This is a genomic window from Burkholderia sp. KL41, assembly GCF_057005415.2.
Window position 1 is genome coordinate 2672808 of sequence record NZ_CM174446.1, and the last position, 25974, is coordinate 2698781.

The window sequence follows — 25974 nt, forward strand, 5'->3', positions numbered from 1 at the left end:
ATTCGCTACAATGTCAGGCTGCTGCGCTTTCCGGCGTCGTGCCTGCCTGCGCGCGGTCCCCCGCGCCCGCCCCGCCCGTTGAAAGCCTGACCCTCTTTTCACTACTGCCGAATCATCATGTCGCTCTTCTCTGCTGTCCAGCTTGCTCCCCGCGACCCGATCCTGGGCCTGAACGAAGCCTTCAACGCCGATGCGCGTCCGACCAAGGTCAACCTCGGCGTCGGTGTGTACACGAACGAAGAAGGCAAGATCCCGCTGCTGCGCGCGGTTCGCGAAGCAGAGAAGGTGCGCGTTGAAGCGGGCCTGCCGCGCGGCTACCTGCCGATTGACGGCATCGCCGCCTACGATGCGGCCGTGCAGAAGCTGCTGCTCGGCAACGATTCGCCGCTGATCGCAGCGGGCCGCGTGGTCACGGCCCAGGCACTGGGCGGCACGGGCGCGCTGAAGATCGGCGCCGATTTCCTGCGCACCGTGAACCCGAACGTGAAGGTCGCGATCAGCGATCCGAGCTGGGAAAACCACCGCGCGCTGTTTGAAGCGGCCGGTTTCGAAGTCGTTGCGTACCCGTATTACGACGCTGCCACCAACGGCGTGAACTTCGAAGGCATGCTGTCGGCGCTGAACGGCTACGAGGCCGGCACGGTCGTCGTGCTGCACGCATGCTGCCACAACCCGACCGGCGTGGACCTGACCGAAGCGCAATGGCAACAGGTCGTCGACGTCGTGAAGGCACGCAACCTCGTGCCGTTCCTCGACATGGCCTACCAGGGCTTCGGCGAGAACATCGAGGCCGACGCTGCCGCCGTGCGCCTGTTTGCCGCGGCCGACCTGAACGCATTCGTGTCGTCGTCGTTCTCGAAGTCGTTCTCGCTGTACGGCGAACGCGTCGGCGCCCTGTCGATCATCACGTCGAGCAAGGAAGAAGCGACGCGCGTGCTGTCGCAACTGAAGCGCGTGATCCGCACGAACTACTCGAACCCGCCGACCCATGGCGGCGCCGTGGTCGCAGCGGTGCTCGCATCGCCGGAACTGCACGCTTCGTGGGTGCAGGAACTCGGTGAAATGCGCGACCGCATCCGCGCGATGCGCAACGGTCTCGTCGAGCGCCTGAAGGCAAGCGGCGTCGATCGCGACTTCAGCTTCATCAACGCGCAGCGCGGGATGTTCTCGTATTCGGGCCTGACCTCGGCGCAAGTCGATCGCCTGCGCGACGAGTTCGGCATCTACGCGGTCGGCACGGGCCGGATCTGCGTCGCCGCGCTGAACACGCGCAACCTCGACGCGGTTGCCAATGCCGTTGCAGCTGTCCTGAAGTAAGTCGGCACCAACGGACGGCAGCCATCACCGGCCCGTCCTGCCGAAACGAAAAACGCGCTCCCCGGAGCGCGTTTTTTTTGCGATTCTCCGGACTTGCCGGGGAGTCGTCGCCCGAGCAGCACGTGTCGCGACCGCCCGTGCCGGAAGCCTTTACTGCATGAACCAGCCGTGGCTGACGACGACCGACTGGCCCGTGAGCGCGGCGCTCGGGAACGCCGACAGGAACAGCACCGTCTGCGCGACGTCCTGCACCGTCGTGAACACGCCGTCGACCGTATTGCCGAGCATCACCTTCTTCACCACTTCCTCTTCGCTGATCCCGAGCTCCTTCGCCTGCTCCGGAATCTGCTTGTCGACCAGCGGCGTGCGCACGAAGCCCGGACACACGACGTGCGAGCGCACGTTGTGCTTCGCGCCTTCCTTCGCCAGCACGCGGGCCAGGCCGAGCAGCCCGTGCTTGGCCGTCACGTACGCCGACTTCAGCGGCGACGCTTCGTGCGAGTGCACCGAACCCATGTAGATCACGACACCGCCGCGATCGTCCTTGTACATGTGCTTGAGCGCGGCCTTGGTCGTCAGGAATGCACCGTCGACGTGGATCGCCTGCATCTTCTTCCAGTCGGAGAACGAATAGTTCTCGATCGGGTTGACGATCTGGATGCCCGCGTTCGACACGAGGATGTCGACCGAGCCGAACGTTTCGGCCACCTTGTCGATACCGCTGTTCACGGCTTCCTCGTTCGTCACGTCCATCGCGACGCCGATCGCCTTGCCGCCCGCCTTGACGATCTCGTCGGCAACGGCGTTCGCGCCGTCCTGGTTCAGGTCGGCGATCGCGACGGCCGCGCCCGCTTTCGCGAGCTCGAGTGCGATTTCCTTGCCGATACCGCTCGCGGCACCCGTGACGACTGCGGTCTTGCCATTCAGATCTGCTGCCATGTCCGTCTCCTCCCGTTGTCGGATCGAAAAAGTACGCGCCCGTCACCTCGGCGTTCATCGCATGATCGACGCGGCGGGCCAGCCGCCATTGTGCACGATCGGCCCCGCCGTTCGCGCGCAAAACGTCTAAGCTTAAGGTCGGTTCTGTCACGCAGGAGATTCGCATGCACTATCGACGGCTAGGCCGCTCCGGCCTGCAGATCAGCGAGCTTTCGCTCGGCTCGTGGGTGACGTACGGCAACCAGGTCGACCAGCGGGTCGCGCGCGAATGCCTTGCCGCGGCGCGCGACGCGGGCGTCAATTTCTTCGACAACGCCGAGGTGTACGCCGGCGGCAAATCCGAGGAAATCATGGGTCACGCGCTCAAGTCGCTCGATTGGCCGCGTGTCAGCTATATCGTGTCCACCAAGTTCTTCTGGGGGCTCGCCGAAGCACCGAACCAGTATCACACGCTGAACCGGAAATACCTGCTGAACGCCATCGACGGCTCACTGCGCCGGCTGCAGCTCGACTACGTCGATCTCGTCTATTGCCATCGCCCCGATCCGAACACGCCGATCGAGGAAACCGTCTGGGCAATGAGCGACATGATCGTGCGCGGCAAGGCGCTGTACTGGGGCACGTCGGAATGGAGCGCCGACGAGATCCGTGCTGCCTGCGAGATCGCCGAACGGCATCACCTGCACAAGCCGGTTGTCGAGCAGCCGCAGTACAACCTGTTCCACCGCACGCGGGTCGAAAAGGAATATGCACGGCTCTACGACGACTACGGTCTCGGCCTCACGACCTGGAGCCCGCTGGCATCGGGCCTGCTCACCGGCAAGTACCGTAACGGTGTACCGCCCGGCAGCCGCGCGCAGTTACAGGGGTACGACTGGATGCGCGACCGCCTGACTGACCGGGCCGCCAACGACATCGTCGAACGGCTCGGCGAAATTGCGACGGAGCTCGGCTGCAGCACCGGCCAGCTCGCAATCGCATGGGTGCTCGCGAATCCTCACGTGAGCTCGGTCATCACGGGCGCGTCGCGGATCGAGCAGATCGGCGACAACATGCGCGCGCTCGACGTTGCCGCGAAGCTGACACCGGATATCAAGCAACGCATCGAGGCGGTGGTCGGCGATGCGTACGAATGAGGCGATGCACGGCCACTCGCGTACAATACGCGGCCCGCATCTGCGCCCGGCCTGACGGCCGCGCACGATCGACCGCTTTCATCGATTCACCTTTCGTTTCAGGCAGCCCGCCATGCTCAGTTATCGTCACGGTTTTCACGCAGGCAACCACGCGGATGTGCTCAAGCACGCCGTCGTCGTCCAGCTGCTGCGCTACCTGAACAAGAAAGACAAGTCGTACTGGTACATCGACACGCATGCAGGTGCCGGCGTGTATTCGCTGCGCGACGGTTACGCGGCAAAGACGTCGGAATTCGACACGGGCATCGGCCGGCTGTGGAACGAAAAGAACCTGCCGGAAGCGCTGGGCGACTACGTGGATGAAGTCCGCGCGCTGAACGACGACGGTGAACTGCGCTTCTACCCGGGGTCCCCGTACATCGCATGGCGATCGATGCGCGAGCAGGACCGCATGCGACTGTTCGAAATGCACACGACGGAAATCGACGTGCTGCGCCACAATTTCCGCGATGCGGGGCGACGCGCGATGATCTTCGCCGGAGACGGCTTCGAAGGCATCAAGGCGCTGCTGCCGCCGCCGCCGCGACGCGCACTCGTGCTGATCGACCCGTCCTACGAGGACAAGAAGGATTACGCGCGCACGGTGACTTGCGTGACGGAGTGTCTGAAGCGTTTCGCGACGGGCTGCTATGCCGTCTGGTACCCGCAGGTGACCCGGACGGAATCGCAGCGTTTCCCCGAGCAGTTGAAGCGCCTGCAACCGAACAACTGGCTGCACCTGACACTGACGGTATCGAATCCGCCCACTGACGGACTCGGTCTCTACGGCAGCGGGATGTTCATCCTGAATCCGCCGTACACCCTCGCCCAGAGCATGAACGAGGCACTGCCTTATCTGGTCGAGATGCTGGGACAGGATAGCGGCGCCCGTTGCCAGATCGAGCACCGCGGAAACTGATCGCGCGACTGCGCGTTACGGCTGCGGTCTAGGCGCGAGCCTTGGCTGGTTGGCCGGCTGCCCACCCCACGTGGGGACATTGATATACGGTGCGACGAACAGCGGAACCGACGTGTTCGGCACCTGCCCGGCCGGAGCCCGCATGCCTGCCGGCTCGACGATCGGCTCGGGAGACAGCGGCGCCGTCTGCAGCACCAACCCGCCCTTGCCGTCCTGGATGCCGCGTTGCGTATCGAGAATCAGCGGTTTGGACGATGTCGCGGCAGCGGCCGCGAGTCCGTGGACAAGCACCACCGCGCCGAGAACGAGACGCGCGCGGGCACTGCGACGCCCATCGAGACGCAAACGCATGATCGTGTCCTTCGGGATGAAAAGCAGGCCCATACCATAGCGCTGCATTGATGATTGCGCCAGATCCGGCGCACAAAAAAAACAAAGCCCCGTCAATACGGGGCTTGCTTATCGTTCGGTGCCACGTGGCACCTGACGGCGACTCCGATTACAGCGAGTAGCCGTTGGTTTCGAGCGAGCGGATACGGCTTTCGAGCTGGACGATGTCCGACGACGTGGCAAGGTAAGCCTCACGGCGTTCACGTTCTGCGGATTCGAACCAGTTGCTCAGCTTTTCGACGATGTAGGCGATCATGACGTTCTCCAAGGAAGGGGGACCCCTGGTGAATCGAGATTCAGGGATTTCCCATATAGGGTTATCCCGAATTATAGCGATGCCGCACCAAGATGCTAGTGAAATACTTGCATGGAAACCATTCCAGTTTGGAATGACCGAGCATCAACTTCACGTAACATGTTGATTTTTATGGAAATCGAATCGAGGCCCGTTTCGAACCTCTAATACGCGCACTAATTTGGTTCACTGACGGGGTCGGACAGACGCGCCAAAATCGGGCACTCGGGACGCCCGTCACCATGACAGTGCGCAGCAAGATCGGCCAGCGTGTCGCGCATGTCGCTCAGCTCCGCGATGCGCTTGTCGAGTTCGGCCACGTGCTCGAGCGCAATCGACTTCACTTCTGAGCTCGCGCGGGAACGATCTTGCCAGAGCGTCAACAGCTTGCGGATGTCCTCGACGAGAAAGCCAAGGCGTCGCGCCTGACGGATGAAGCGCAGGATGTGAATTTCGTCCGCGCCGTAGATCCGGTAGCCGGCGTCGGTACGTTTGCTCGGCGCAAGCAGGCCAACCTGTTCGTAGTACCGGATCATTTTTGCGCTGACTCCGGATTCGCGCGACGCGTCGCCAATATTCATTCCCGCCCTCTCCATCAAGCCCTGGTTTCGAACATGAACGTCGACGAGTGCAATCGCCGGCGCCACTTCGATCGTATCAAATCGCGTGGTTTCGTTTCGGGGCAGGGTTTGACTGCAGGATGGAAGCTGAGTGATCGGGCCGGCGCGTCAGGTAGACGGGATGAATGACGTGCCCTTTTCCCAAACGCAAATGTATTTCCATCGCTGAAATGCAAAAACCCCCGCCTTTCGGGCGGGGGTTTCTGGCTTAGGGAGCCTGACGATTACCTACTTTCACACGGGAATCCGCACTATCATCGGCGTAGAGTCGTTTCACGGTCCTGTTCGGGATGGGAAGGGGTGGGACCGACTCGCTATGGTCATCAGGCAAAGAGGGTTGTTGTGCTGGCTTCGCAGCACAACCAATCTTGGAAGAAGCAGTAATTTAGGTTGTGTGTATCACACACGAGAATCCAACTTGTCGCTCTGGATCTTGCGGCCGGTGCTGTCGCACGGCGCCGATCTACAAGGCAGACTTGTTATAGGATCAAGCCTTACGGGCAATTAGTATCAGTTAGCTGAACGCATTACTGCGCTTACACACCTGACCTATCAACGTCCTGGTCTCGAACGACCCTTCAAGGGGATCTAGTCCCCAGGGATATCTCATCTTAAGGCGAGTTTCCCGCTTAGATGCTTTCAGCGGTTATCTCTTCCGAACATAGCTACCCGGCGATGCCACTGGCGTGACAACCGGTACACCAGAGGTTCGTCCACTCCGGTCCTCTCGTACTAGGAGCAGCCCCCTTCAAATATCCAACGCCCACGGCAGATAGGGACCAAACTGTCTCACGACGTTTTAAACCCAGCTCACGTACCTCTTTAAATGGCGAACAGCCATACCCTTGGGACCGGCTACAGCCCCAGGATGAGATGAGCCGACATCGAGGTGCCAAACACCGCCGTCGATATGAACTCTTGGGCGGTATCAGCCTGTTATCCCCAGAGTACCTTTTATCCGTTGAGCGATGGCCCTTCCATACAGAACCACCGGATCACTATGACCTGCTTTCGCACCTGCTCGACTTGTCGGTCTCGCAGTTAAGCACGCTTATGCCATTGCACTATCAGCACGATTTCCGACCGTACCTAGCGTACCTTCGTACTCCTCCGTTACGCTTTGGGAGGAGACCGCCCCAGTCAAACTGCCTACCATGCACTGTCCCCGACCCGGATCACGGGCCAAGGTTAGAACCTCAAACAAACCAGGGTGGTATTTCAAGGACGGCTCCACCGAAACTAGCGTTCCGGTTTCATAGCCTCCCACCTATCCTACACAGATCGGTTCAAAGTCCAATGCAAAGCTACAGTAAAGGTTCATGGGGTCTTTCCGTCTAGCCGCGGGTAGATTGCATCATCACAAACACTTCAACTTCGCTGAGTCTCGGGAGGAGACAGTGTGGCCATCGTTACGCCATTCGTGCAGGTCGGAACTTACCCGACAAGGAATTTCGCTACCTTAGGACCGTTATAGTTACGGCCGCCGTTTACCGGGACTTCAATCAAGAGCTTGCACCCCATCATTTAATCTTCCGGCACCGGGCAGGCGTCACACCCTATACGTCCACTTTCGTGTTTGCAGAGTGCTGTGTTTTTATTAAACAGTCGCAGCCACCAGTTTATTGCAACCCCTTCACCCTCCTGGCGCAGGCCAGTCAAGCTACAAGGGCGTACCTTATCCCGAAGTTACGGTACCAATTTGCCGAGTTCCTTCTCCCGAGTTCTCTCAAGCGCCTTAGAATACTCATCTCGCCCACCTGTGTCGGTTTGCGGTACGGTCATCGTTAGACTGAAGCTTAGAGGCTTTTCTTGGAACCACTTCCAATTGCTTCGCTCCCGAAGGAGCTCGCGCCACACCCTTGAATTGCGCACCCGGATTTGCCTAAGTGCCTTCTCCAATGCAGCGACCGGGACTTCCAACACCCGGACAACCTTCCGCGATCCGTCCCCCCATCGCATCTAACAATGGTGCAGGAATATTGACCTGCTTCCCATCAGCTACGCATTTCTGCCTCGCCTTAGGGGCCGACTCACCCTACGCCGATGAACGTTGCGTAGGAAACCTTGGGCTTACGGCGAGGGGGCCTTTCACCCCCTTTATCGCTACTCATGTCAGCATTCGCACTTCCGATACCTCCAGCACCCTTTACAAGGCACCTTCGCAGGCTTACGGAACGCTCTCCTACCATGCGTGCAAGCACGCATCCGCAGCTTCGGTATATAGCTTAGCCCCGTTACATCTTCCGCGCAGGACGACTCGATCAGTGAGCTATTACGCTTTCTTTAAAGGGTGGCTGCTTCTAAGCCAACCTCCTGACTGTTTTAGCCTTCCCACTTCGTTTCCCACTTAGCTATATTTGGGGACCTTAGCTGGCGGTCTGGGTTGTTTCCCTCTTGACACCGGACGTTAGCACCCGATGTCTGTCTCCCGTGATTGCACTCTTCGGTATTCGGAGTTTGCTATGGCGGGGTAATCTGCAATAGACCCCCCAACCATGACAGTGCTCTACCCCCGAAGGTGAGACACGAGGCACTACCTAAATAGTTTTCGGAGAGAACCAGCTATTTCCAGGTTTGTTTAGCCTTTCACCCCTATCCACAGCTCATCCCCTAACTTTTCAACGTTAGTGGGTTCGGACCTCCAGTACGTGTTACCGCACCTTCATCCTGGCCATGGATAGATCACCTGGTTTCGGGTCTACGCCCAGCAACTGAACGCCCTATTCGGACTCGCTTTCGCTACGCCTGCCCTATACGGTTAAGCTTGCTACTGAACGTAAGTCGCTGACCCATTATACAAAAGGTACGCCGTCACCCCTTACGAGGCTCCGACTGTTTGTATGCATGCGGTTTCAGGATCTATTTCACTCCCCTCCCGGGGTTCTTTTCGCCTTTCCCTCACGGTACTGGTTCACTATCGGTCGATCACGAGTATTTAGCCTTGGAGGATGGTCCCCCCATCTTCAGACAGGATTTCACGTGTCCCGCCCTACTTGTCGCACACCTAGTTCTTTCATACTGTTTTCGCCTACAGGGCTATCACCTGCTATGGCCGCACTTTCCAGAGCGTTCGGCTAACAATACAAATAAAGAGTGCAAGGCTCATCCCATTTCGCTCGCCACTACTTTGGGAATCTCGGTTGATTTCTTTTCCTGCGGTTACTTAGATGTTTCAGTTCACCGCGTTCGCTTCGCATGGCCTATGTATTCAGCCATGGATACTCCAAAAGGAGTGGGTTTCCCCATTCGGACATCTACGGATCAAAGCTTGTTTGCCAGCTCCCCGTAGCTTTTCGCAGGCTACCGCGTCCTTCATCGCCTGTGATCGCCAAGGCATCCACCACATGCACTTGTTCGCTTGACCCTATAACGAGTCTGTCTCGTCGACAGTCGCTACAGGTTGAGTTCTCGCGTTGTGCCGTATTCCAATTGAGTCAAACATAGAGTTCGAATCATCTTGAGATACATCGATACAATCACAACCCGGATAGTTTCCACGTCCATCTCAAGACGCTTCCGCTATCCAAATTACTTACTTCTTCCAGATTGTTAAAGAACGACAGCCGATACTTTCGTACCGCTCTGACTGGCTCAATCGCCAATGCAAAATTCTCGGTTCATCGTATGAACCAAGCACTTAGCGTTGGTGATTGGTGGAGGCAGACGGGATCGAACCGACGACCCCCTGCTTGCAAAGCAGGTGCTCTCCCAGCTGAGCTATGCCCCCCATGTACAGAATATCCTCAGGTGTAAGCCTGTCGGCTTGGGGTACTCGTAAGCGCTAAAGCGCTAACGATCACCGACACGTCAGACAATGGTGGGTCTGGTTGGATTCGAACCAACGACCCCCGCCTTATCAAGACGGTGCTCTAACCGACTGAGCTACAGACCCCTGAGTCTGTCTTTAATTTACAGCCGATAAGCGTGAGCGCTCAACTTCGCGAGATAGCTCTGGAAAGGAGGTGATCCAGCCGCACCTTCCGATACGGCTACCTTGTTACGACTTCACCCCAGTCATGAATCCTACCGTGGTGACCGTCCTCCTTGCGGTTAGACTAGCCACTTCTGGTAAAACCCACTCCCATGGTGTGACGGGCGGTGTGTACAAGACCCGGGAACGTATTCACCGCGGCATGCTGATCCGCGATTACTAGCGATTCCAGCTTCATGCACTCGAGTTGCAGAGTGCAATCCGGACTACGATCGGTTTTCTGGGATTAGCTCCCCCTCGCGGGTTGGCAACCCTCTGTTCCGACCATTGTATGACGTGTGAAGCCCTACCCATAAGGGCCATGAGGACTTGACGTCATCCCCACCTTCCTCCGGTTTGTCACCGGCAGTCTCCTTAGAGTGCTCTTGCGTAGCAACTAAGGACAAGGGTTGCGCTCGTTGCGGGACTTAACCCAACATCTCACGACACGAGCTGACGACAGCCATGCAGCACCTGTGCGCCGGTTCTCTTTCGAGCACTCCCACCTCTCAGCAGGATTCCGACCATGTCAAGGGTAGGTAAGGTTTTTCGCGTTGCATCGAATTAATCCACATCATCCACCGCTTGTGCGGGTCCCCGTCAATTCCTTTGAGTTTTAATCTTGCGACCGTACTCCCCAGGCGGTCAACTTCACGCGTTAGCTACGTTACTAAGGAAATGAATCCCCAACAACTAGTTGACATCGTTTAGGGCGTGGACTACCAGGGTATCTAATCCTGTTTGCTCCCCACGCTTTCGTGCATGAGCGTCAGTATTGGCCCAGGGGGCTGCCTTCGCCATCGGTATTCCTCCACATCTCTACGCATTTCACTGCTACACGTGGAATTCTACCCCCCTCTGCCATACTCTAGCCTGCCAGTCACCAATGCAGTTCCCAGGTTGAGCCCGGGGATTTCACATCGGTCTTAGCAAACCGCCTGCGCACGCTTTACGCCCAGTAATTCCGATTAACGCTTGCACCCTACGTATTACCGCGGCTGCTGGCACGTAGTTAGCCGGTGCTTATTCTTCCGGTACCGTCATCCCCCGGCTGTATTAGAGCCAAGGATTTCTTTCCGGACAAAAGTGCTTTACAACCCGAAGGCCTTCTTCACACACGCGGCATTGCTGGATCAGGCTTTCGCCCATTGTCCAAAATTCCCCACTGCTGCCTCCCGTAGGAGTCTGGGCCGTGTCTCAGTCCCAGTGTGGCTGGTCGTCCTCTCAGACCAGCTACTGATCGTCGCCTTGGTAGGCCTTTACCCCACCAACTAGCTAATCAGCCATCGGCCAACCCTATAGCGCGAGGCCCGAAGGTCCCCCGCTTTCATCCGTAGATCGTATGCGGTATTAATCCGGCTTTCGCCGGGCTATCCCCCACTACAGGACATGTTCCGATGTATTACTCACCCGTTCGCCACTCGCCACCAGGTGCAAGCACCCGTGCTGCCGTTCGACTTGCATGTGTAAGGCATGCCGCCAGCGTTCAATCTGAGCCAGGATCAAACTCTTCAGTTTAAACCTGTTACTGTTTTCGGTTCGGTTAAGAACCGGTCGCTCACTCAAAGCTGACAGGAATATGAATTGCTTCATAAACCTGACTTACTTTAGTGTGAGACTCTTGATACTTTCGCTATCTGATCCGAGGATCAGCTCGCTTCCATCAAGCGCCCACACTTATCGGCTGTTAATTTTTAAAGAGCAATCTGCGAGGAACTTCGTGTTTCCCGGCAGCGCTGCGTTTTCAGCAGCAGAGAAGCGAGATTATTAACCGTGTTTCGCAGCTCGTCAACAACTTTTTACACTACATCGTTGCGACTGCGGGGTTCAACTTCCAAGCCAGCCGCGCGCCCATCACTACAGCACACCACCAGCTTCGCTTCCCCTTTCACGCCGTGTTTCCGTTAGCGCGAAAGAGGCGTAATTCTAAGCACCCTCTTCGAACTGCGCAAGGGGTTTGACGCAACTTTTTTACAAAGGCTGCGATCCGGCCGATCTGCCATGCCTCGGCACGAGACCGCTTATGGTGCAAAGAACGGACTAGAATGTGAGGTTCTTCGCCTCTTTCTATATACGTCTTTAATATGCGCCAGCGAATCGCCAAACGCCTCCCCCCCGATGCCGACAAACTGGTCGGTCTGTCGCTTGCGCTCTTCGCGTCGGGCAGCCGCATCGAGGATCGCTTCTGGGAAGCGAAGCTCGACGCGCTGCTCGCCAAGATTGTCCGCAACGGCAACCAGACCACGCTCGACGCAGCGCTCGACCATCTTCAGCAGAATCATCCCGACGCCTATGGCGCGCTCGCCGACATGGCCGAGACGCACAGCGAGTCGATGGTGATCGAGCACGACGGCCAACCGTTCGACGCGCTGCTGGTCGCCGTCCCGGTTCTCGCATGGACGCGCTACATGATTCCGTCCGGCCCGCTCAAGGGTGACGTTGCCGACGCGCTGCGAACGCACTTGCAGGCTCACGTCCTTGCGAACGGCACCCTCGTCGGCCTTGCACCGTTCCTTTACAGCATTGACCAGTTGCCGCGGCACCACGTCGAGACCTACCGGCTGGCCCAGCAGCTCGCTCATGCAGCGATCACCCAGCACACCCCCAAGCTCAGCTTCGGCGACCTGCCTGAAACCTCGCCGATCCTGGCCGACCCGCGCTTCCTGCTCGCCGTCGTCGCCGCGCCCGCCGGCGCGCCGCTGTTCCGATGGCAGGAAGAGGAAAACGGCAGCCGGATCGAGCGTGGCCAGTGCCTCGAGCAATGGACGGCCCAGGGCGGCCCGAACCTGTCGATCGCCCTGCCCGGCTGCGAGTTCGAATGCCTACTTCCGGACGCGTACTATTCGGCTTGCCGGGATGCGGACGAACGGGTGCGTCCGCACACGGTGCGAACCGCCATTCGTTATCTTTTCGACACACTTGGTGCGGCACCGCAAGAGCTGCGCGCGGTGGTCGCCGGCTTCGGCGAACGCCGTATCGACGAGTATCGTGTCGGCTTCACGCGGCGTGCCAGCAACGACGTAATCTACGGCGTCGTATGGCCGCTCTACGGTCGCGAAAACGGCGACGTGTCGATCGACAGCGCGACGCTCGAAGGCGAAGCGCCGATCGAAGGACCGCTCGAGGAAATCGTGAGCCTGCTGAAGGAATGCGGTGTAACCGACGTCCGGCGGCACGCGGGCCGCTTCGAACCCGAATACTGCGACGACTGCGGCGTACCGCTCTACGCAGATCCGCTCGGCGAAATCGTCCACGCGGAAATGCCGGAAGACGCGTCACCTGCCCAACCGCACTTTCACTGATCCACACAGCAGTACCCTGACGGCCTGCCCGTCCGAAGCCGCTCACGGTTCCCGCCGGAGCGGCTTTTTTCTTGCCCGCCATTCCTCCGTCCGAAATTTCATACTTTTCCTAAGCCTTTCAGCCAAGCAGACATCGTGTAAGGTCTTTGTCATCATCAGACCCAAGGCATGCCAGACGGCAGATCAATGGCTCACATAACGGAGGTTGAATATGCGGTTCCTGATGCTCAATTCAGACGCCGAGCGGCGTGACGGACTGAAGGCTCTGTTGCGACAGATCGACCGTCACGCCAGCATCAACGATGCGCCCGACAGTTTTCAGGCGCGCAGGCTGCTGCGCAACCAGCGTTTCGACCTCGTCGCGATCGACTGGCTCGACGTCGGCCGACTCAGCGAGCTTCAGGCGCTCTGCAGCGCGTGCTCGCCGACACCCGTCGCCGTCCTGGTCGACGAAACATCGCCGGAAGCCATCCAGCGCTTCTTCAACTATGGTGTCTCCGGCGTGATCCCGCATTCCACGCGGCCGCACCTGATCGTGCGTGCGCTCGAGATCGTTCTGCTGGGCGGGCATTACATCCCGCCGATCGCGCTCCGTCTGCTGCCTTCCACTGCTGCGGCGCGCTACGATGCCCATTTCCAGACACTCGCCGGGTCGCTTCCCCGCCGGCCGCCGAGCGGCCTCTTGTCGCCACGCCAAGCTCAGATCATGCGCTTCGTCCACATGGGCAGCACCAACAAGATGATCGCCCGTACGCTCGGCATCAGCGAAGGCACCGTCAAGATCCACCTCGCCAGCATCTTCCAGCAACTCGGTGCCGCCAACCGCGCCGCCGCGGTCGCGATCTACAACGGCTGGCTGTCGCCCCACCTCGAGGTGCTGCTGGCGAATCGCAACCGCACGCGCAAGCCGCCCATCGGCCAACAGGGCCCGGTTCCGCTGCGTACGCAACGGAAGGACCGCCCGTACCCGTTGCCAGCCTCGATCGACAGCACACAGGACTTGCCGATCGCCGCTGAACCGCCGGCGCGGTTCCGGCGCGAACGCTAGCCGGACAGTCTCGATATTGCGACGGTCGGCGTGTGTGGATTCCCACCTTTGATGCTCAACGAGTAATATGGACGAATGGGTTTTCTCTTCACACCGCTTCCGCTCTGGGTTGGCATCGGTGGCTGGATCGCCGCCGTGGCCCTGCTCGCGCTCGCGATCTGGAATCGCCCCTTCGTGCGCCTGCAGGACGCCACGCTCCAGCACGTGTGGCTCGCGCTCGTCACCGCCATTGCGGTCCTCTGGGCCTCGAATGCGTGGCTCGAAGACGGCATCGTCATGCATCTGCTTGGCGCGACGCTGCTCGTCACACTGTTCGACTGGACACTCGCATTGATCGCGATGGGCGCCGTCACGGCGATTGCCGCGATCATTTTCGACGCGCCCTGGCAGGGCATTGGCCTGACCTATCTGATCTACGGCGCGCTGCCGGTCGCCGTGTCGGCATTGCTGCAGCGCGCCGCACTCGCATGGTTGCCGCACAATCTCGCATCGTTCATCACCGGCCAGGGATTCCTGTCGCCGGCCATCGCCATCGTCGCAGTCGCTGCTGCCGCGGCCGGGGTCCAGCTCGCGCTGGCGGACGGCGTGCCTGTCGTGATTCCGGCCGGCTATCTGCTGAACACTGCGCTTCTCGCACTCGGCGAAGCGTGGTTCACCGGTATGGCAACGGCACTCATCGCGGTCTATCGTCCCGCGTGGGTCACGACCTTCGACGTCCGGCGCTATCGCCTCGGCGGCCCGCGCGCCTGAATCGCCCTCCGGCGGCGGCACCGCCATCACCCGCCGGCAGGGCCTCGCGCGGTGCGGCAGAATGCGACATCTACTGCCGCACAACTTTTTTACGCTAAGATTGAACTCCGGTTCTTCATCGGGCATCTATACGTGCCCGATGTCTCATTCGCTCCTCACCAATAACCAGATGGACAGCTCTCCTGCGTCGCTCCGGATTTTCCGGGCGCTCGGCAAGCTGGCAGCCTGTATTGCGGGCCTGTCGCTTGCGCTTCCGACACCGGCATTCGCCGACCTGCTCGACCAGCGCTCCGAACTGATCAACAAATTCGTCAACGAAATGCATGCCGATCCGCTCGCCGCCGATTGTGCGGCGCACGGCAGCTTCATCGCCAGCACGTCGTCGGCGTTCGACCGCGTCGACTTCGCGCCGAACACATTCGACAGCGGGAACGCGACAATCACGCCATGGAACGACTCGTTCGACCAGGGCAAGCAGCGCGTGAAGGTCGACAATATCGTCACTGTCGACGGACTCGGCATCCACAGCGACGGCAGCGACCCGACGCCGCTGAAATTCCGATGCGGCTATGTCGGTCAGCAAATGCTCGCGTTCAGCTGGAACGACCCGGTTCCGCCGCTGAAGCCGCGCGTCGAGCGCTCCACGTCCTCGACGAAGAAGTTCAAGGGCAAGTCGCACCGAGGCAAGGTCAAGGCGAAAGCATCGGGCCGCACCGGCAGCAAGAAGGCCGCCGCAACGAAAAAGTCGAGCGGACAGAAGAAGGTCGTGAAGAAAAGCGCGAAGAAGTCCTGATTCGACGAAGCGACCTCGACAGAAGCAAAAAAGCCGGAGCATCCTGAGATGCCCCGGCTTTTTTCATACGGCGATGCTGCACTTACGCGAACGTGTCGACATGCACCAGGATCGCAGCCAGCATCGCCGCGCCAAGCGCCGCGCTTCGCTCGCCGTTCCAGCCGACTCGCTCGTCGGGCAGGTTCGCGTTGTCCTTGAACGGCATCTCGAGCGTCAGCGACAGGCAGCCGAACTGGTGGCCGATGTACTTCGACGCGAGCTTGAGCGCGTCCTCCTTGTACTTGCTCGCCGCATAGCCATGCTCAGTCTGGAAGTCGGGGCTCGCAACCTTGAACGCTTCGATGAACGCAGCCTGCTCCTTGCCCTGCTGCTCGGTAAAGCTCGGCAGCATTTCCGACCCGGCAACGAACACGTACGGCAGATCCTCGTCGCCATGAATGTCGAAGAACATGTCGCAGCCGATCGCATGGATCGCATCGCGCACGGCCAGCACCTCGGGACTGCGCTCGGCATCGGGCGCCATCCACTCGCGGTTCAGGTTCGCGCCCGCCGCATTGGTGCGCAGGTTGCCATGCACGCTGCCGTCCGGATTCATGTTCGGGACGATGTGGAACGTCACGCGATCGTAGAGCTTGCGCGCGACCGGATCGCCGGCCCAGTCGCCCCATCCGGCCAGCCGCTTGACGAGACCTTCGACGAACCACTCGGCCATCGACTCGCCGGGATGCTGGCGCGCGATGATCCACACCTTCTTCTTCGGTGCGCCGTCGGTCTCCGGCGTACCGAGCGTCAGCAGCGACATCGGACGACCTTCGACCGTGCGACCGAGTTCGACGACGCTCGCCTGCGGCAACTGCTGGACCGCACCGAGAAATGCCGCATGACGCTCTTCCGAGTACGGTTCGAAATACGCGTAGTAGATGCTGTCGAATTCCGGCGTATGGTCGATGGTCATCGTCTTGCCATCGAACGTCGTCGGCACGCGGAACCAGTCGACCCGGTCATAGCTCGCCACCGCGCTGTAATTGCGCCAGCCCGACGGATACGCGCATTCGGCCGCATTCTCGAACGTCATCACGCAGCGCTCGCCGCGCGCGCCCGTCAAGCGGTAGTAGAACCATTGCGCGAATTCCGAGCGGTTGTCGCCGCGCACGCGCAACCGAATCGCATCGGGGCTGTCGCACGACACGACGTCGATTGCGCCTGCGTCGAAATTGCTGGTGATCGAAAGGGCCATCTGTCTCTCCTTTGTCGACCGGAGTTGGCGCTTTGGCGCTTACACCGGTCCCATGTAAAGCTGGCGACCGGAACAGGCGGTGTAGCGCTTGCCCGGCCTCATGCATGCGCCTGCCGTCTCGTGAACGGCCGGCAGGGTCACTCGCCGACTCGCCGGCGATATACGTAAGTCGAATCGTTCGAAGCAGCCGCATCGAACGCATAGCCTTCCGTTGCGAATTCCTTCAGCGCCTTCGGGTCGGCAATCCGGTTCTCGACGATATAACGCGCCATCAGGCCGCGCGCACGCTTCGCATGGAAGCTGATGATCTTGTAGCGGCCACCCTTCCAGTCCTCGAACACCGGCGTGACGACGGGCGCGGCCAGCAGTTTCGGCTTGACCGACTTGAAGTATTCGGTCGATGCGCAGTTGACGAGCACGCGCGCCGCGCCGCTGCGCATTTCGAGCTGCTCGTTCAGCGCCCGCGTGATACGGTCGCCCCAGAACGCGTACAGATCCTTGCCGCGTGCGTTCGCGAAACGCGTACCCATCTCGAGACGGTACGGCTGCAGCAGATCGAGCGGACGCAGCAGCCCGTACAGCCCCGACAGCACGCGCACGTGCTGCTGCGCATAGTCGAGATCGGCGGACGACAGCGATTTGGCGTCGAATCCTTCATATACGTCGCCGTTGAATGCGAGCACGGCCTGCTTCGCATTGGCCGGCGTAAAGGTCGGCGACCAGTCCGCGTAGCGCTGGAAATTCAGGCGTGCAAGCGGATCGGAGATATCCATCAGCGTCGCGATGTCCTGCGGCGAAAGCTTGCGCAGGCCGTCGATCAGCTCGGACGCGTCGTCGACGAATGCAGGCTTCGTGTAAGACTGGACGTGCGCGGGCGTATCGTAGTCGAGGGATTTGGCGGGAGAGAGAACGATTATCATAGAGGCTCGCTGGCACGCCGTGCCTTGCGGTCAGACGAAAACCACCGATTGTAACGAATGACCCGCTCTCCCGCCCCGCATGCCGCGCATCGCGTCGTGCTCGACTCGAACGTCTGGATCGACATCCTCGTATTCGACGACCCCGCTACGCGCCCGATCCGCGCCGCGCTCGAACGCGGCACGCTTGCCGCCGTGATCGACGGCCGCTGCCTGACCGAACTCGAGTATGTGCTCGATTATCCGCAGTTCCAGGCGCGCGCCGTCGACAAGGCGGCCGCGCTCGCAACCGTCGCCCGCCTGGCGAGCCTCGTCGAGCCGCCGGCCGTCGACGCCGACGCGCCGCCGCTGCCGAAGTGCAAGGACCGCGACGACCAGAAGTTTCTTGAACTCGCCCGCGCCGCCCAGGCCGATTGGCTCGTATCGAAAGACCGCGCGCTGCTGAAGCTCGCGAAGCGCACCGCGCGCGATTTCGGCTTCCGGATCGCGCAACCCGCCCCCTTTGCCGAGGCCTGCGCGCTCGACGCCACGCCGGCTTGACACACGCAACACCACCCGATTTCGACCGTCTCGATGAACGCTCCTTCAGACATGCCAACGACTCCCGTTTTCCCTTCGCGCCTGCCGAACGTCGGCACGACGATCTTCACGGTCATGAGCGCGCTTGCAGCAGAAAAAGGCGCCGTGAACCTCGGCCAGGGCTTTCCGGATTTCGACTGCGATCCGCGCATCGTCGATGCGGTTGCCGCCGCGATGCGCAACGGGCACAACCAGTATCCGCCGATGGCCGGTGTCGCACCGCTGCGCGAGGCAATCGCAGACAAGATCGCGCAGGTCTACGGCCGGCGTTACGATCCGGCGACCGAAATCACCGTCACGGCCGGCGCGACGCAGGCACTGCTGACCGCGATCCTGTGCACGGTGCATCCGGGTGATGAGGTGATCGTCGTCGAACCGACCTACGACAGCTACCTGCCGTCGATCGAACTCGCGGGCGGCAAGCCCGTGTTCGTCACGCTGGAAGCGCCCGACTACGCGATTCCGTTCGACCGCCTGGCAGCCGCAATCACGCCGAAAACGCGCATGATCCTGATCAACACGCCGCATAACCCGACGGGTACCGTGTGGCGCGAGGCGGACATGCGCAAGCTCGAAGAGATCGTGCGTGGCACCAACGTGCTGATCCTGTCCGACGAAGTCTACGAGCACATGGTCTATGACGGCGCGCGCCATGAGAGCGTCGCGCGTTATCCGGAACTCGCCGCGCGCAGCTTCATCGTGTCGAGCTTCGGCAAGACCTATCACGTGACGGGCTGGAAGGTCGGTTATGTCGCAGCCCCTGCCGCGCTGACCGCGGAATTCCGCAAGGTCCACCAGTTCAACGTGTTCACGGTGAACACGCCGATGCAGGTCGGGCTCGCCGACTACCTGCGCGACCCGGCACCGTACCTGACGCTTGCCGACTTCTACCAGAAGAAGCGCGACTTCTTCCGGGCCGGCCTCGAGCGCACGCGCTTCAAGCTGCTGCCCTGCACGGGCACGTACTTCCAGTGCGTCGATTATTCGGCGATCAGCGACCTGCCGGAAGCGGAATTCTCGAAGTGGCTCACGTCGGAGATCGGCGTGGCCGCCATTCCGGTGTCGGCGTTCTATCACGAGCCGCACGAATCGGGCGTCGTCCGCTTCTGCTTCGCGAAGCAGGAAAGCACGCTCGCATCCGCGCTCGAACGGCTCGCCCGCCTGTAAATCCCGCACGGGCGGCCAGAGGCCGCCCTGCTGGAACCGCGTTTACGATCGCGCGACGCTCGTCGCCTCGATATACGCCTTGCGCTCGGCTGCCACGCGCTGCGCGGCCGGACGCTCGCCGACGATCTTCGCGTGCGCCTTCCAGTCGATGCCCGCGTCGAGCAGGAAATCGCGTCCGAAAATGGCCTTCGTCGCCATCCCGATGACCGGCAGATGGACCCATGCGGCGATGTCGGCGAGGCCGAACGACTCGCCGAGCGCATACGGCGAAAATTGCGTCATCTGTTTGAACGCATCGATCGCGCGCGGCAGGCGCTTCTCGACATGCGCCTTCGTCCCGTCGCTGACCTTGCCGCCGAAAAACGCTTCCGTATAGACCTCGCGCGCCATCCATTCGAGATACAGCTCGAGCGTCCCGACCAGCTCGCGCACCTTCGCGGCCGCGAACGGGCTCGCCGGGAAAATGCCTTTCTCGGGATAACGCGCCGCCAGGTATTCGATGATCACCTGCGACTCGAACAATGCGCCTTCTTCGGTCTTCAGGAACGGAATCTTGCCGAGCGGCGAATCGGCGAGCCGGGCCGGATCGCTGACCGGCAAACCGCACACCGACTCCTCGAACGGAATGTCGTGCTCGAGCAGGACGAACTTCACCTTGTTGTAATAGTTGGACAACGGAATACCGCACAGCTGTAGCATCGGAGTCTCCTTCGTTGCTGGAACGCGGCCGCAACGGTGCCGGCCGCAGCGAGATTCGTCGCGCTGAAAAGCACGTTCGTGCTAGTCTAAAGCAAGTATTGCGTTCGTCACGACAACATTACATCCGCTACGACGTCTGCCGCATCCGCGCGCACTACGCGCGCGACGCCGCAGCCCCGCCATCCGATGGAGACACGCTCGCATGAGTGCTGAACTGCTGGCCTCGCGTCCACCCGAGAGCGATTCGACGCTCGTCCTCACGCTATCCAATCCCGGCGCACGCAATGCGCTGCATCCCGACATGTACGCGGCCGGCATCGAGGCGCTCGCCACCGCCGAGCGTGATCCCGGGATTCGCGCTGTCGTGCTCACCGGCGCCGATCGCTTCTTCTGCGCGGGCGGCAACCTGAACCGGCTGCTCGACAACCGCTCGAAGGATCCGTCCTACCAGGCCGACAGCATCGATCAGCTCGCCGCATGGGTAACGGCGATCCACGCTTCGACGAAGCCGGTGATCGCGGCGGTCGAAGGCGCGGCGGCCGGCGCGGGCTTTTCGCTCGCGCTCGCGTGCGACCTGATCGTCGCCGCGCACGATGCGAAATTCGTGATGTCATACGCGCGTGTCGGCCTGACACCCGACGGGGGCGGTTCGTGGTTCATCGCCCGCGCACTGCCGCGCGCGCTCGCAGCCGAGATCCTGTTCGAAGGCAAACCCGTCACGGCCGAACGTCTGCACACGCTCGGCGTCGTCAACCGGCTCGCCGTGCCGGGCGCGGCGTTGACCGACGCGCTGGCATGGGCCGATGCACTCGCCGGCATCTCGCCGAACGCGCTCACGCGCATCAAGTCGCTGCTCGACGACGCAACGACGCAACCGCTCGACGCGCATCTCGGCACCGAACGCGATCATTTCGTCGCGTCGCTGCACCATGCGGACGGGCTCGAGGGCATCACCGCATTTCTCGAGAAGCGCCCGCCCCGCTACAAGCGCTGAGCCGCCACGCCCGCGTTCCACCTGCCTGAACGCATCCACCAGGAAACGCCGCGCGCGACGGCGGCGGCGAGCGCTCGCACGCCCGCCCGCACGTATCGGCACGCACGTTTGCGTCGCCAGCAGCGCGCATCGATCCATGCTCTAATGACCGCCTGTCGCGGCGCTGCCAGCGCCGTTTTCGCGCACGCAACAAAGGAGTTCACGATGATCGACGTCTATAGCTGGGCGACCCCGAACGGCCACAAGGTGCACATCATGCTCGAGGAAACGGGCCTCGCCTATCGTGTCCATCCGGTCGATATCGGCGCAGGCGACCAGTTCAAGCCGGAATTCCTGAAGATCAGCCCGAACAACAAGATCCCCGCGATCGTCGATCCGGACGGCCCCGGCGGCAAGCCGATCTCGCTGTTCGAATCGGGCGCGATCCTGATCTACCTCGCGGAGAAGACCGGCAAGTTCCTGCCGACCGATCCGGCCGCACGCTATGCAACGCTCGAATGGCTGATGTTCCAGATGGGCGGCGTCGGGCCGATGCTCGGGCAGGCGCACCACTTCCGCCTGTATGCGCCGGAGAAGATCGAGTATGCGGTCAACCGCTACACGAACGAGGCGAAACGCCTGTACAACGTGATGGACAAGCGACTCGGCGAATCCGAATATCTCGCGGGCGACACGTACACGATCGCGGACATTGCGACGTTCCCGTGGACGCGCTCATGGCAGAACCAGGGCATCGTGCTCGACGAATTGCCGAACGTGAAGCGCTGGTACGACACGATCGCCGCACGACCGGCCGTGCAGCGCGGTGTCGAAGTGCTCGCGTCGATGCGCAAGGCGCTGCAGGACGACAAGGCACGCGAGGTGCTGTTCGGCGCAACGCAATACGCGAAGCACTGACACGCAAGTGACGGGCGGAGCGGCATCCATGCATGCCGCTCCCCGCTTCAGAAGTAATGCAGCGTGATGAATTCCGCCGCGCAAACCGGCAGCGGCGCATCGGGACGCTCGAGCTGCATCGTCACCGACCACGTCACCTGCACGCCGTCCCGCGCGGCCTCGGCGGTTTCCTTTACCGCAAACAGCGCACGCACACGCGCGCCGACCGGCACCGGCTTCAGGAACCGCACGCGGTTCAGTCCGTAGTTCACGCCCATCTTCTGCTCGAAACGCATCGCGTCGGTCATCAACGCCGGAATCAGCGATAGCGTCAGGAACCCGTGGGCGATCGGCCCGCCGAACGGCGACTCGCGTTGCGCGCGCTCGGGATCGACGTGAATCCATTGATGATCGCCGGTCGCGTCGGCAAACCCGTCGACGCGCTTCTGATCGATCGCGATCCAGCCGCTCGCGAGCGGCTCCGCGCCGACACGCGCCTGCAGCGCCTGCGCCGACGCGATCAGTGGCAACGTCATCTCCGTCATGCCTGCACGCCTCCCGGATGGCGCAGCCCGAAGATCACTTTCGTGTGCACGGTGATCACCGTCTCGCCGGCCTCGTTCACGCCGACCCATTCCGTCGACACGATGCCGCGGTCGGGCTTGCTCTCCGACACACGCTTGTCGTGAACCTTCTGGTACATCGTGATCGTATCGCCTGCCCTCACCGGCTTGAGCCAGCGGATCGAGTCGATGCCCGGCGAGCCCATGCTGGTCGAGTCCTCGCCGAGCTTCTTGACGAGCAGGCTCATGAACACCGAACACGTATGCCAGCCGCTCGCGACAAGCCCGCCGAAATGCGATGCCTTCCCGGCTTCTTCGTCGAGATGAAACGGCTGCGGATCGTAGCGTTGCGCGAACGTCTTGATGTCGTCGGGTTCGAACGTGTAACGGCCCACTTCGGTGGTGCTGCCGACCACCAGGTCTTCGTAACTGATGCCCACTAGATGTCTCCTTGTCCGGCGCGCTCGCGCGTCGCCGTCATGCCGCGTCGGCCTGCGCGAAATCGGGCAGTGCCGCGATGCGCGCAAGATGATGATCGGTGTCGCCGAGCGTCGTCTCGATGATCGTCAGCCGCTTGAACAGGTGCGCCGCGGCGACCTCGTTGGTCACGCCCATGCCGCCGTGCAGTTGAACGGCCTGCTGGCCGACGAAACGCGCGGCGGCGCCGACACGCGCTTTCGCGGCCGACACCGCCTTGCGCCGCGCGTCGGCATCGCCACTCGCATAGCGTACGGCTGCCAGGTAGGTCAGCGAACGTGCCTGCTCGGCATGGATCAGCATGTCGACCATCCGGTGCTGCAGCGCCTGGAAACGCGCGATCGGCATGCCGAACTGTTCGCGCGTCTTCGTGTATTCGACCGTGGCGCGGTTCAGTTCGTCGAGCGCGCCGACCGCCTCCGCGCACAGCAGGAACGTCGCGTAATCGGCAACTTGCTCGAGGGCGGCGGCGTCGCGCGCACCGCCCGTCAGCAGTCGCGCCGGCGTTTCATTGAAACCGATCGTCGCGGCACGCTGGCCGTCGATCGTCCGGTAGTCGGCTACCTTCGCATTCGCGGCATCGCGTTCGACGACGAACAGGCCGATGCCCCCGCCGTCGACGCGCGCAGGCACGATCCACGCATGCGCCTGCGCGCCATGCTGAACGACCGACTTCGTGCCCGTCAGGCGGTACGTGCCGCCCTGCTCGCGCGCATGCGTATCGAGTTCGAACAGGTCGTAACGCGCATGCGGCTCGTGGAAAGCAACCGCGACACGTTTCTGCCCCTGCGCGATCGCCTCCAGCAGCGCGGCGTCCTCACCGGCGCCGGAGCCGGCGATGCGCAAGGCCTCGACGCCCACCGCCGTTGCCCAGTACGGCTCGATCACGAGCGCGCGGCCGAGTTCCTGCATCACGACCAGCATGTCGACCGGGCCGCCGCCGAAGCCGCCCTGTGCGTCCGGCACGGGCAGCGCGGTCAACCCCAGTTCGGCGAAGGCGCTCCATTGCGTGTCCGACACGCCCGCGTCGCTGCGCACGATGGCCTGACGCGCGTCGAAACCGTATTGCTCGCCGAGATACCGGCGCAGCGCGTCAGCGAACTGCTGCTGCTCATCGGTAAAGCTGAAATCCATGGTTGTCTCCGTTCCCTGATCACAGCCCCAGAATCATCTGCGCGATGATGTTCTTCTGGATCTCGTTCGAACCGCCGTAGATCGACGTCTTCCGGTAGTTGAAGTAGTACGCGGCCAGCGGCGCCGCATCGTCGTCGCCGGCGATGCTGTGCTCGCGCTGGCCGTCGAGGAACGGAACGTCGAACGGTGCGGCGAGCGGGCCGATCGCGTCGACCATCAACTCGGTGAGCGCCTGCTGCACTTCCGTGCCCTTGATCTTCAGCATGGACGCCTCGGGGCCCGGCCCCTTCCCGCTCGTCTCGCGGCTGACGACGCGCAGCACCGTCACCTCGAGCGCCATCAGCTCGACCTCGAGCGCCGCGACCTTGGCGGCGAACACGGGATCGGCAAGCAACGGCTTGCCGTTCTTGCGCTGGTTCGACGCCACGCGCTTCAGGAACGCGAGCTCGCGCTTCGACGCGCCGACGCGCGCGATGCCGGTGCGCTCATGACCAAGCAGGTATTTCGCGTAGGTCCAGCCGCGATTCTCGTCGCCGACGAGATTCTCGACCGGCACCTTCACGTCCTCGAAGAACACCTCGTTGACCTCGTGGTCCTCGTCGAGCATGACGATCGGCCGCACCGTGATGCCGGGCGTCTTCATGTCGATCAGCAGGAACGAGATGCCCTCCTGCTTCTTCGCGGCCGGATCGGTGCGCACGAGGCAGAACATCATGTCGGCGTACTGGCCGAGCGTCGTCCAGGTCTTCTGGCCGTTGACGATGTAGTGGTCGCCCTGGCGCTCGGCGCGCGTGCGCAACGAGGCGAGGTCGGATCCCGAACCCGGCTCCGAATAGCCCTGGCACCACCAGTCCGAGCCGTCGAGAATCCGCGGCAGATAATGACGCTTCTGCGCTTCGCTGCCGTATTTCATCAACACCGGCGCGACCATCGATACGCCGAACGGCAGCACGGTCGGCGCGCCGATCCGCGCGCATTCCTCATCCCAGATGTGCCGTTGCGTCGCGTTCCAGCCCGGCCCACCGTATTCAACCGGCCAGGCGGGCGCGGACCAGCCGCGCTGGCCGAGAATCCGGTGCCAGCTCGCGAAATCCTCGCGGTCGAGTCGTTTGTGATCGAGTACTTTGGCGCGCAGTGCGTGAGGCAGGTTGGCCTCGAGCCAGGCGCGGACGTCGACGCGGAACGCGTCGTCGGCGGGGGAATAATCCAGATCCATGCGCAGTGTCTCCTGTCGACCGGAGTTTGCGCTTCAGCGCTTACTCAGGTCCCATGCAAGGCTGACCGCAGCCGTCCAGCCCGGCAAGGACCCACTGCATACGTCATTGCAGCGGTTCTTTCAGCGCGGCAGGAATCGGCAGCGGCATCACGTCGATGCCTTCTTCGGCCAAGGATTGCGCATCTTCGGGCGTCGTGACGCCGCGAATGCTGCGTGCCGGCGCCTCGTTGTAATGGATGCGCCGCGCTTCCTCGGCGAAGCGCTCGCCCACATTCTCGGTTTTCTCCAGCACCTCGCGCAGCGCACGCATCACCTGCGCCTGCATTGCGCGCGGATCGGCCGGCTGTGCCTGCGTCGCGCCCGACAGATTCAGGCGCGGCGCCGACGGCAGACGGTTGACCTCGGTCGTTCCGCACACCGGGCATTCGACCAGCTTGCGGGACAACTGCGCTTCGAATTCATCGGCGGAAGCAAACCAGCCTTCGAACCGATGACCGTGCGGGCACTGCAAATCGAGGACCTTCATGCTGAATCAGGGCGTGTGGCGAGTGTAGCGCAAAAAGCGGTTTTGTGAACGATCGTGCTAATTACCGATCG

Annotated in this window: 23 protein-coding genes, 2 tRNA genes and 3 rRNA genes; 11 read left to right on the forward strand and 17 right to left on the reverse strand. The window is 61.7% G+C overall.

Features of this window, described 5'->3' with window-relative positions:
* Positions 1–117 precede the first annotated feature (117 nt).
* Positions 118–1317, forward strand: a complete 1200-nt coding sequence (locus PQB87_RS12520) for an amino acid aminotransferase (protein ID WP_059688937.1) — start codon at positions 118–120, stop codon at positions 1315–1317.
* Between the two features lie 150 nt (positions 1318–1467).
* On the opposite strand, the gene PQB87_RS12525 is transcribed toward PQB87_RS12520, so the two are convergent.
* Positions 1468–2256 (reverse strand): 3-hydroxybutyrate dehydrogenase, encoded by a 789-nt coding sequence (locus PQB87_RS12525; protein WP_048026652.1) that lies wholly within the window; start codon positions 2254–2256, stop codon positions 1468–1470.
* A gap of 164 nt (positions 2257–2420) precedes the next feature.
* On the opposite strand from PQB87_RS12525, the gene PQB87_RS12530 reads away from it, so the two are divergent.
* Both PQB87_RS12530 and PQB87_RS12535 read left to right on the forward strand, forming a co-directional pair.
* Positions 2421–3392, forward strand: coding sequence for a potassium channel beta subunit family protein (locus PQB87_RS12530; protein ID WP_174414275.1), 972 nt, complete (start codon positions 2421–2423; stop codon positions 3390–3392).
* Between the two features lie 112 nt (positions 3393–3504).
* Positions 3505–4350, forward strand: coding sequence for a 23S rRNA (adenine(2030)-N(6))-methyltransferase RlmJ (locus PQB87_RS12535; protein ID WP_021164367.1), 846 nt, complete (start codon positions 3505–3507; stop codon positions 4348–4350).
* 15 nt (positions 4351–4365) lie between these two features.
* Here the strand turns inward: PQB87_RS12535 and PQB87_RS12540 are convergent, their stop codons facing one another.
* From PQB87_RS12540 to PQB87_RS12575, 8 genes are all read right to left on the reverse strand, one after another.
* Positions 4366–4734 carry a hypothetical protein gene (locus PQB87_RS12540; RefSeq protein WP_489241985.1) on the reverse strand — a complete coding sequence of 123 codons (369 nt, stop codon included), beginning with the start codon at positions 4732–4734 and terminating at the stop codon, positions 4366–4368.
* A gap of 115 nt (positions 4735–4849) precedes the next feature.
* Positions 4850–4996, reverse strand: a complete 147-nt coding sequence (locus PQB87_RS12545) for a DUF3563 family protein (protein ID WP_006478295.1) — start codon at positions 4994–4996, stop codon at positions 4850–4852.
* Between the two features lie 215 nt (positions 4997–5211).
* Positions 5212–5616 carry a Cu(I)-responsive transcriptional regulator gene (cueR, locus tag PQB87_RS12550; protein WP_027786885.1) on the reverse strand — a complete coding sequence of 135 codons (405 nt, stop codon included), beginning with the start codon at positions 5614–5616 and terminating at the stop codon, positions 5212–5214.
* A 254-nt stretch (positions 5617–5870) separates the two neighbouring features.
* Positions 5871–5983 (reverse strand): 5S ribosomal RNA (gene rrf / locus PQB87_RS12555).
* Between the two features lie 155 nt (positions 5984–6138).
* A 23S ribosomal RNA gene (locus tag PQB87_RS12560) occupies positions 6139–9019 on the reverse strand.
* A 287-nt stretch (positions 9020–9306) separates the two neighbouring features.
* Positions 9307–9382, reverse strand: a tRNA-Ala gene (locus tag PQB87_RS12565).
* Positions 9383–9470: 88 nt separating this feature from the next.
* Positions 9471–9547: transfer RNA gene (locus tag PQB87_RS12570), tRNA-Ile, on the reverse strand.
* A 63-nt stretch (positions 9548–9610) separates the two neighbouring features.
* Positions 9611–11143: ribosomal RNA gene (locus tag PQB87_RS12575) — 16S ribosomal RNA — on the reverse strand.
* Together the 16S, 23S and 5S rRNA genes with 2 tRNA genes alongside form the textbook arrangement of a ribosomal RNA operon.
* Before the next feature lie 566 nt (positions 11144–11709).
* On the opposite strand from PQB87_RS12575, the gene PQB87_RS12580 reads away from it, so the two are divergent.
* From PQB87_RS12580 to PQB87_RS12595, 4 genes are all read left to right on the forward strand, one after another.
* Positions 11710–12927, forward strand: coding sequence for a DUF2863 family protein (locus PQB87_RS12580; RefSeq protein ID WP_021162835.1), 1218 nt, complete (start codon positions 11710–11712; stop codon positions 12925–12927).
* A gap of 211 nt (positions 12928–13138) precedes the next feature.
* Positions 13139–13975 carry a response regulator transcription factor gene (locus PQB87_RS12585; protein ID WP_059688513.1) on the forward strand — a complete coding sequence of 279 codons (837 nt, stop codon included), beginning with the start codon at positions 13139–13141 and terminating at the stop codon, positions 13973–13975.
* A 75-nt stretch (positions 13976–14050) separates the two neighbouring features.
* Entirely contained in the window at positions 14051–14725 is a 675-nt protein-coding gene (locus PQB87_RS12590) for an energy-coupling factor ABC transporter permease (protein ID WP_060063610.1), read from the forward strand.
* A gap of 139 nt (positions 14726–14864) precedes the next feature.
* On the forward strand, positions 14865–15518 hold the full coding sequence (locus PQB87_RS12595) for a BspC domain-containing protein (RefSeq protein WP_042977384.1): 654 nt from the start codon (positions 14865–14867) through the stop codon (positions 15516–15518).
* An 82-nt stretch (positions 15519–15600) separates the two neighbouring features.
* Here PQB87_RS12595 and PQB87_RS12600 read toward each other — a convergent pair whose 3' ends face one another.
* A complete protein-coding gene (locus PQB87_RS12600) occupies positions 15601–16755 on the reverse strand; it encodes a M14 family metallopeptidase (RefSeq protein ID WP_048020519.1) in 1155 nt (384 codons plus the stop codon).
* Between the two features lie 137 nt (positions 16756–16892).
* Entirely contained in the window at positions 16893–17675 is a 783-nt protein-coding gene (gene yaaA / locus PQB87_RS12605; RefSeq protein ID WP_059487346.1) for a peroxide stress protein YaaA, read from the reverse strand.
* 57 nt (positions 17676–17732) lie between these two features.
* Here yaaA and PQB87_RS12610 point away from each other — a divergent pair, with 57 nt between their 5' ends.
* Both PQB87_RS12610 and PQB87_RS12615 read left to right on the forward strand, forming a co-directional pair.
* On the forward strand, positions 17733–18212 hold the full coding sequence (locus PQB87_RS12610; protein WP_021162828.1) for a putative toxin-antitoxin system toxin component, PIN family: 480 nt from the start codon (positions 17733–17735) through the stop codon (positions 18210–18212).
* 33 nt (positions 18213–18245) lie between these two features.
* Positions 18246–19418, forward strand: a complete 1173-nt coding sequence (locus tag PQB87_RS12615) for a pyridoxal phosphate-dependent aminotransferase (RefSeq protein ID WP_059688511.1) — start codon at positions 18246–18248, stop codon at positions 19416–19418.
* Positions 19419–19460: 42 nt separating this feature from the next.
* On the opposite strand, the gene PQB87_RS12620 is transcribed toward PQB87_RS12615, so the two are convergent.
* Entirely contained in the window at positions 19461–20117 is a 657-nt protein-coding gene (locus PQB87_RS12620) for a glutathione S-transferase family protein (RefSeq protein ID WP_153488604.1), read from the reverse strand.
* A 202-nt stretch (positions 20118–20319) separates the two neighbouring features.
* On the opposite strand from PQB87_RS12620, the gene PQB87_RS12625 reads away from it, so the two are divergent.
* Positions 20320–21111, forward strand: coding sequence for an oxepin-CoA hydrolase, alternative type (locus PQB87_RS12625; RefSeq protein ID WP_111942570.1), 792 nt, complete (start codon positions 20320–20322; stop codon positions 21109–21111).
* Between the two features lie 204 nt (positions 21112–21315).
* Positions 21316–22008, forward strand: a complete 693-nt coding sequence (locus PQB87_RS12630; RefSeq protein WP_048020511.1) for a glutathione binding-like protein — start codon at positions 21316–21318, stop codon at positions 22006–22008.
* Positions 22009–22055: 47 nt separating this feature from the next.
* Here PQB87_RS12630 and PQB87_RS12635 read toward each other — a convergent pair whose 3' ends face one another.
* The 5 genes from PQB87_RS12635 to PQB87_RS12655 form a co-directional block, all read right to left on the reverse strand.
* Positions 22056–22532: a MaoC family dehydratase gene (locus tag PQB87_RS12635; protein ID WP_060063599.1), complete on the reverse strand. Its 477-nt coding sequence runs from the start codon at positions 22530–22532 to the stop codon at positions 22056–22058.
* On the reverse strand, positions 22529–22990 hold the full coding sequence (locus PQB87_RS12640; RefSeq protein WP_059688506.1) for a MaoC family dehydratase: 462 nt from the start codon (positions 22988–22990) through the stop codon (positions 22529–22531). Before PQB87_RS12640 ends, PQB87_RS12635 begins: the two co-directional genes overlap by 4 nt.
* A 37-nt stretch (positions 22991–23027) precedes the next feature.
* On the reverse strand, positions 23028–24161 hold the full coding sequence (locus PQB87_RS12645) for an acyl-CoA dehydrogenase family protein (protein WP_060063593.1): 1134 nt from the start codon (positions 24159–24161) through the stop codon (positions 23028–23030).
* Between the two features lie 19 nt (positions 24162–24180).
* A complete protein-coding gene (locus PQB87_RS12650; RefSeq protein ID WP_111942572.1) occupies positions 24181–25377 on the reverse strand; it encodes an acyl-CoA dehydrogenase family protein in 1197 nt (398 codons plus the stop codon).
* A 103-nt stretch (positions 25378–25480) separates the two neighbouring features.
* Positions 25481–25903 (reverse strand): DUF1178 family protein, encoded by a 423-nt coding sequence (locus tag PQB87_RS12655; protein ID WP_048020504.1) that lies wholly within the window; start codon positions 25901–25903, stop codon positions 25481–25483.
* Positions 25904–25974 lie beyond the last annotated feature (71 nt).

What these genes read in the sequence shown, in the direction of transcription:
- PQB87_RS12520 (WP_059688937.1), top strand. Translation starts at nt 118, where the DNA reads ATGTCGCTCTTCTCTGCTGTCCAGCTTGCTCCCCGCGACCCGATCCTG.
- PQB87_RS12625 (WP_111942570.1), top strand. Translation starts at nt 20,320, where the DNA reads ATGAGTGCTGAACTGCTGGCCTCGCGTCCACCCGAGAGCGATTCGACG.
- PQB87_RS12595 (WP_042977384.1), top strand. Translation starts at nt 14,865, where the DNA reads ATGTCTCATTCGCTCCTCACCAATAACCAGATGGACAGCTCTCCTGCG.
- PQB87_RS12630 (WP_048020511.1), top strand. Translation starts at nt 21,316, where the DNA reads ATGATCGACGTCTATAGCTGGGCGACCCCGAACGGCCACAAGGTGCAC.
- PQB87_RS12540 (WP_489241985.1), bottom strand. Translation starts at nt 4,734, where the DNA reads ATGGGCCTGCTTTTCATCCCGAAGGACACGATCATGCGTTTGCGTCTC.
- PQB87_RS12655 (WP_048020504.1), bottom strand. Translation starts at nt 25,903, where the DNA reads ATGAAGGTCCTCGATTTGCAGTGCCCGCACGGTCATCGGTTCGAAGGC.
- PQB87_RS12545 (WP_006478295.1), bottom strand. Translation starts at nt 4,996, where the DNA reads ATGATCGCCTACATCGTCGAAAAGCTGAGCAACTGGTTCGAATCCGCA.
- PQB87_RS12525 (WP_048026652.1), bottom strand. Translation starts at nt 2,256, where the DNA reads ATGGCAGCAGATCTGAATGGCAAGACCGCAGTCGTCACGGGTGCCGCG.
- PQB87_RS12635 (WP_060063599.1), bottom strand. Translation starts at nt 22,532, where the DNA reads ATGACGGAGATGACGTTGCCACTGATCGCGTCGGCGCAGGCGCTGCAG.
- PQB87_RS12610 (WP_021162828.1), top strand. Translation starts at nt 17,733, where the DNA reads ATGACCCGCTCTCCCGCCCCGCATGCCGCGCATCGCGTCGTGCTCGAC.
- PQB87_RS12645 (WP_060063593.1), bottom strand. Translation starts at nt 24,161, where the DNA reads ATGGATTTCAGCTTTACCGATGAGCAGCAGCAGTTCGCTGACGCGCTG.
- PQB87_RS12600 (WP_048020519.1), bottom strand. Translation starts at nt 16,755, where the DNA reads ATGGCCCTTTCGATCACCAGCAATTTCGACGCAGGCGCAATCGACGTC.
- cueR (WP_027786885.1), bottom strand. Translation starts at nt 5,616, where the DNA reads ATGAATATTGGCGACGCGTCGCGCGAATCCGGAGTCAGCGCAAAAATG.
- yaaA (WP_059487346.1), bottom strand. Translation starts at nt 17,675, where the DNA reads ATGATAATCGTTCTCTCTCCCGCCAAATCCCTCGACTACGATACGCCC.
- PQB87_RS12620 (WP_153488604.1), bottom strand. Translation starts at nt 20,117, where the DNA reads ATGCTACAGCTGTGCGGTATTCCGTTGTCCAACTATTACAACAAGGTG.
- PQB87_RS12590 (WP_060063610.1), top strand. Translation starts at nt 14,051, where the DNA reads ATGGGTTTTCTCTTCACACCGCTTCCGCTCTGGGTTGGCATCGGTGGC.
- PQB87_RS12580 (WP_021162835.1), top strand. Translation starts at nt 11,710, where the DNA reads ATGCGCCAGCGAATCGCCAAACGCCTCCCCCCCGATGCCGACAAACTG.
- PQB87_RS12585 (WP_059688513.1), top strand. Translation starts at nt 13,139, where the DNA reads ATGCGGTTCCTGATGCTCAATTCAGACGCCGAGCGGCGTGACGGACTG.
- PQB87_RS12650 (WP_111942572.1), bottom strand. Translation starts at nt 25,377, where the DNA reads ATGGATCTGGATTATTCCCCCGCCGACGACGCGTTCCGCGTCGACGTC.
- PQB87_RS12535 (WP_021164367.1), top strand. Translation starts at nt 3,505, where the DNA reads ATGCTCAGTTATCGTCACGGTTTTCACGCAGGCAACCACGCGGATGTG.
- PQB87_RS12615 (WP_059688511.1), top strand. Translation starts at nt 18,246, where the DNA reads ATGAACGCTCCTTCAGACATGCCAACGACTCCCGTTTTCCCTTCGCGC.
- PQB87_RS12530 (WP_174414275.1), top strand. Translation starts at nt 2,421, where the DNA reads ATGCACTATCGACGGCTAGGCCGCTCCGGCCTGCAGATCAGCGAGCTT.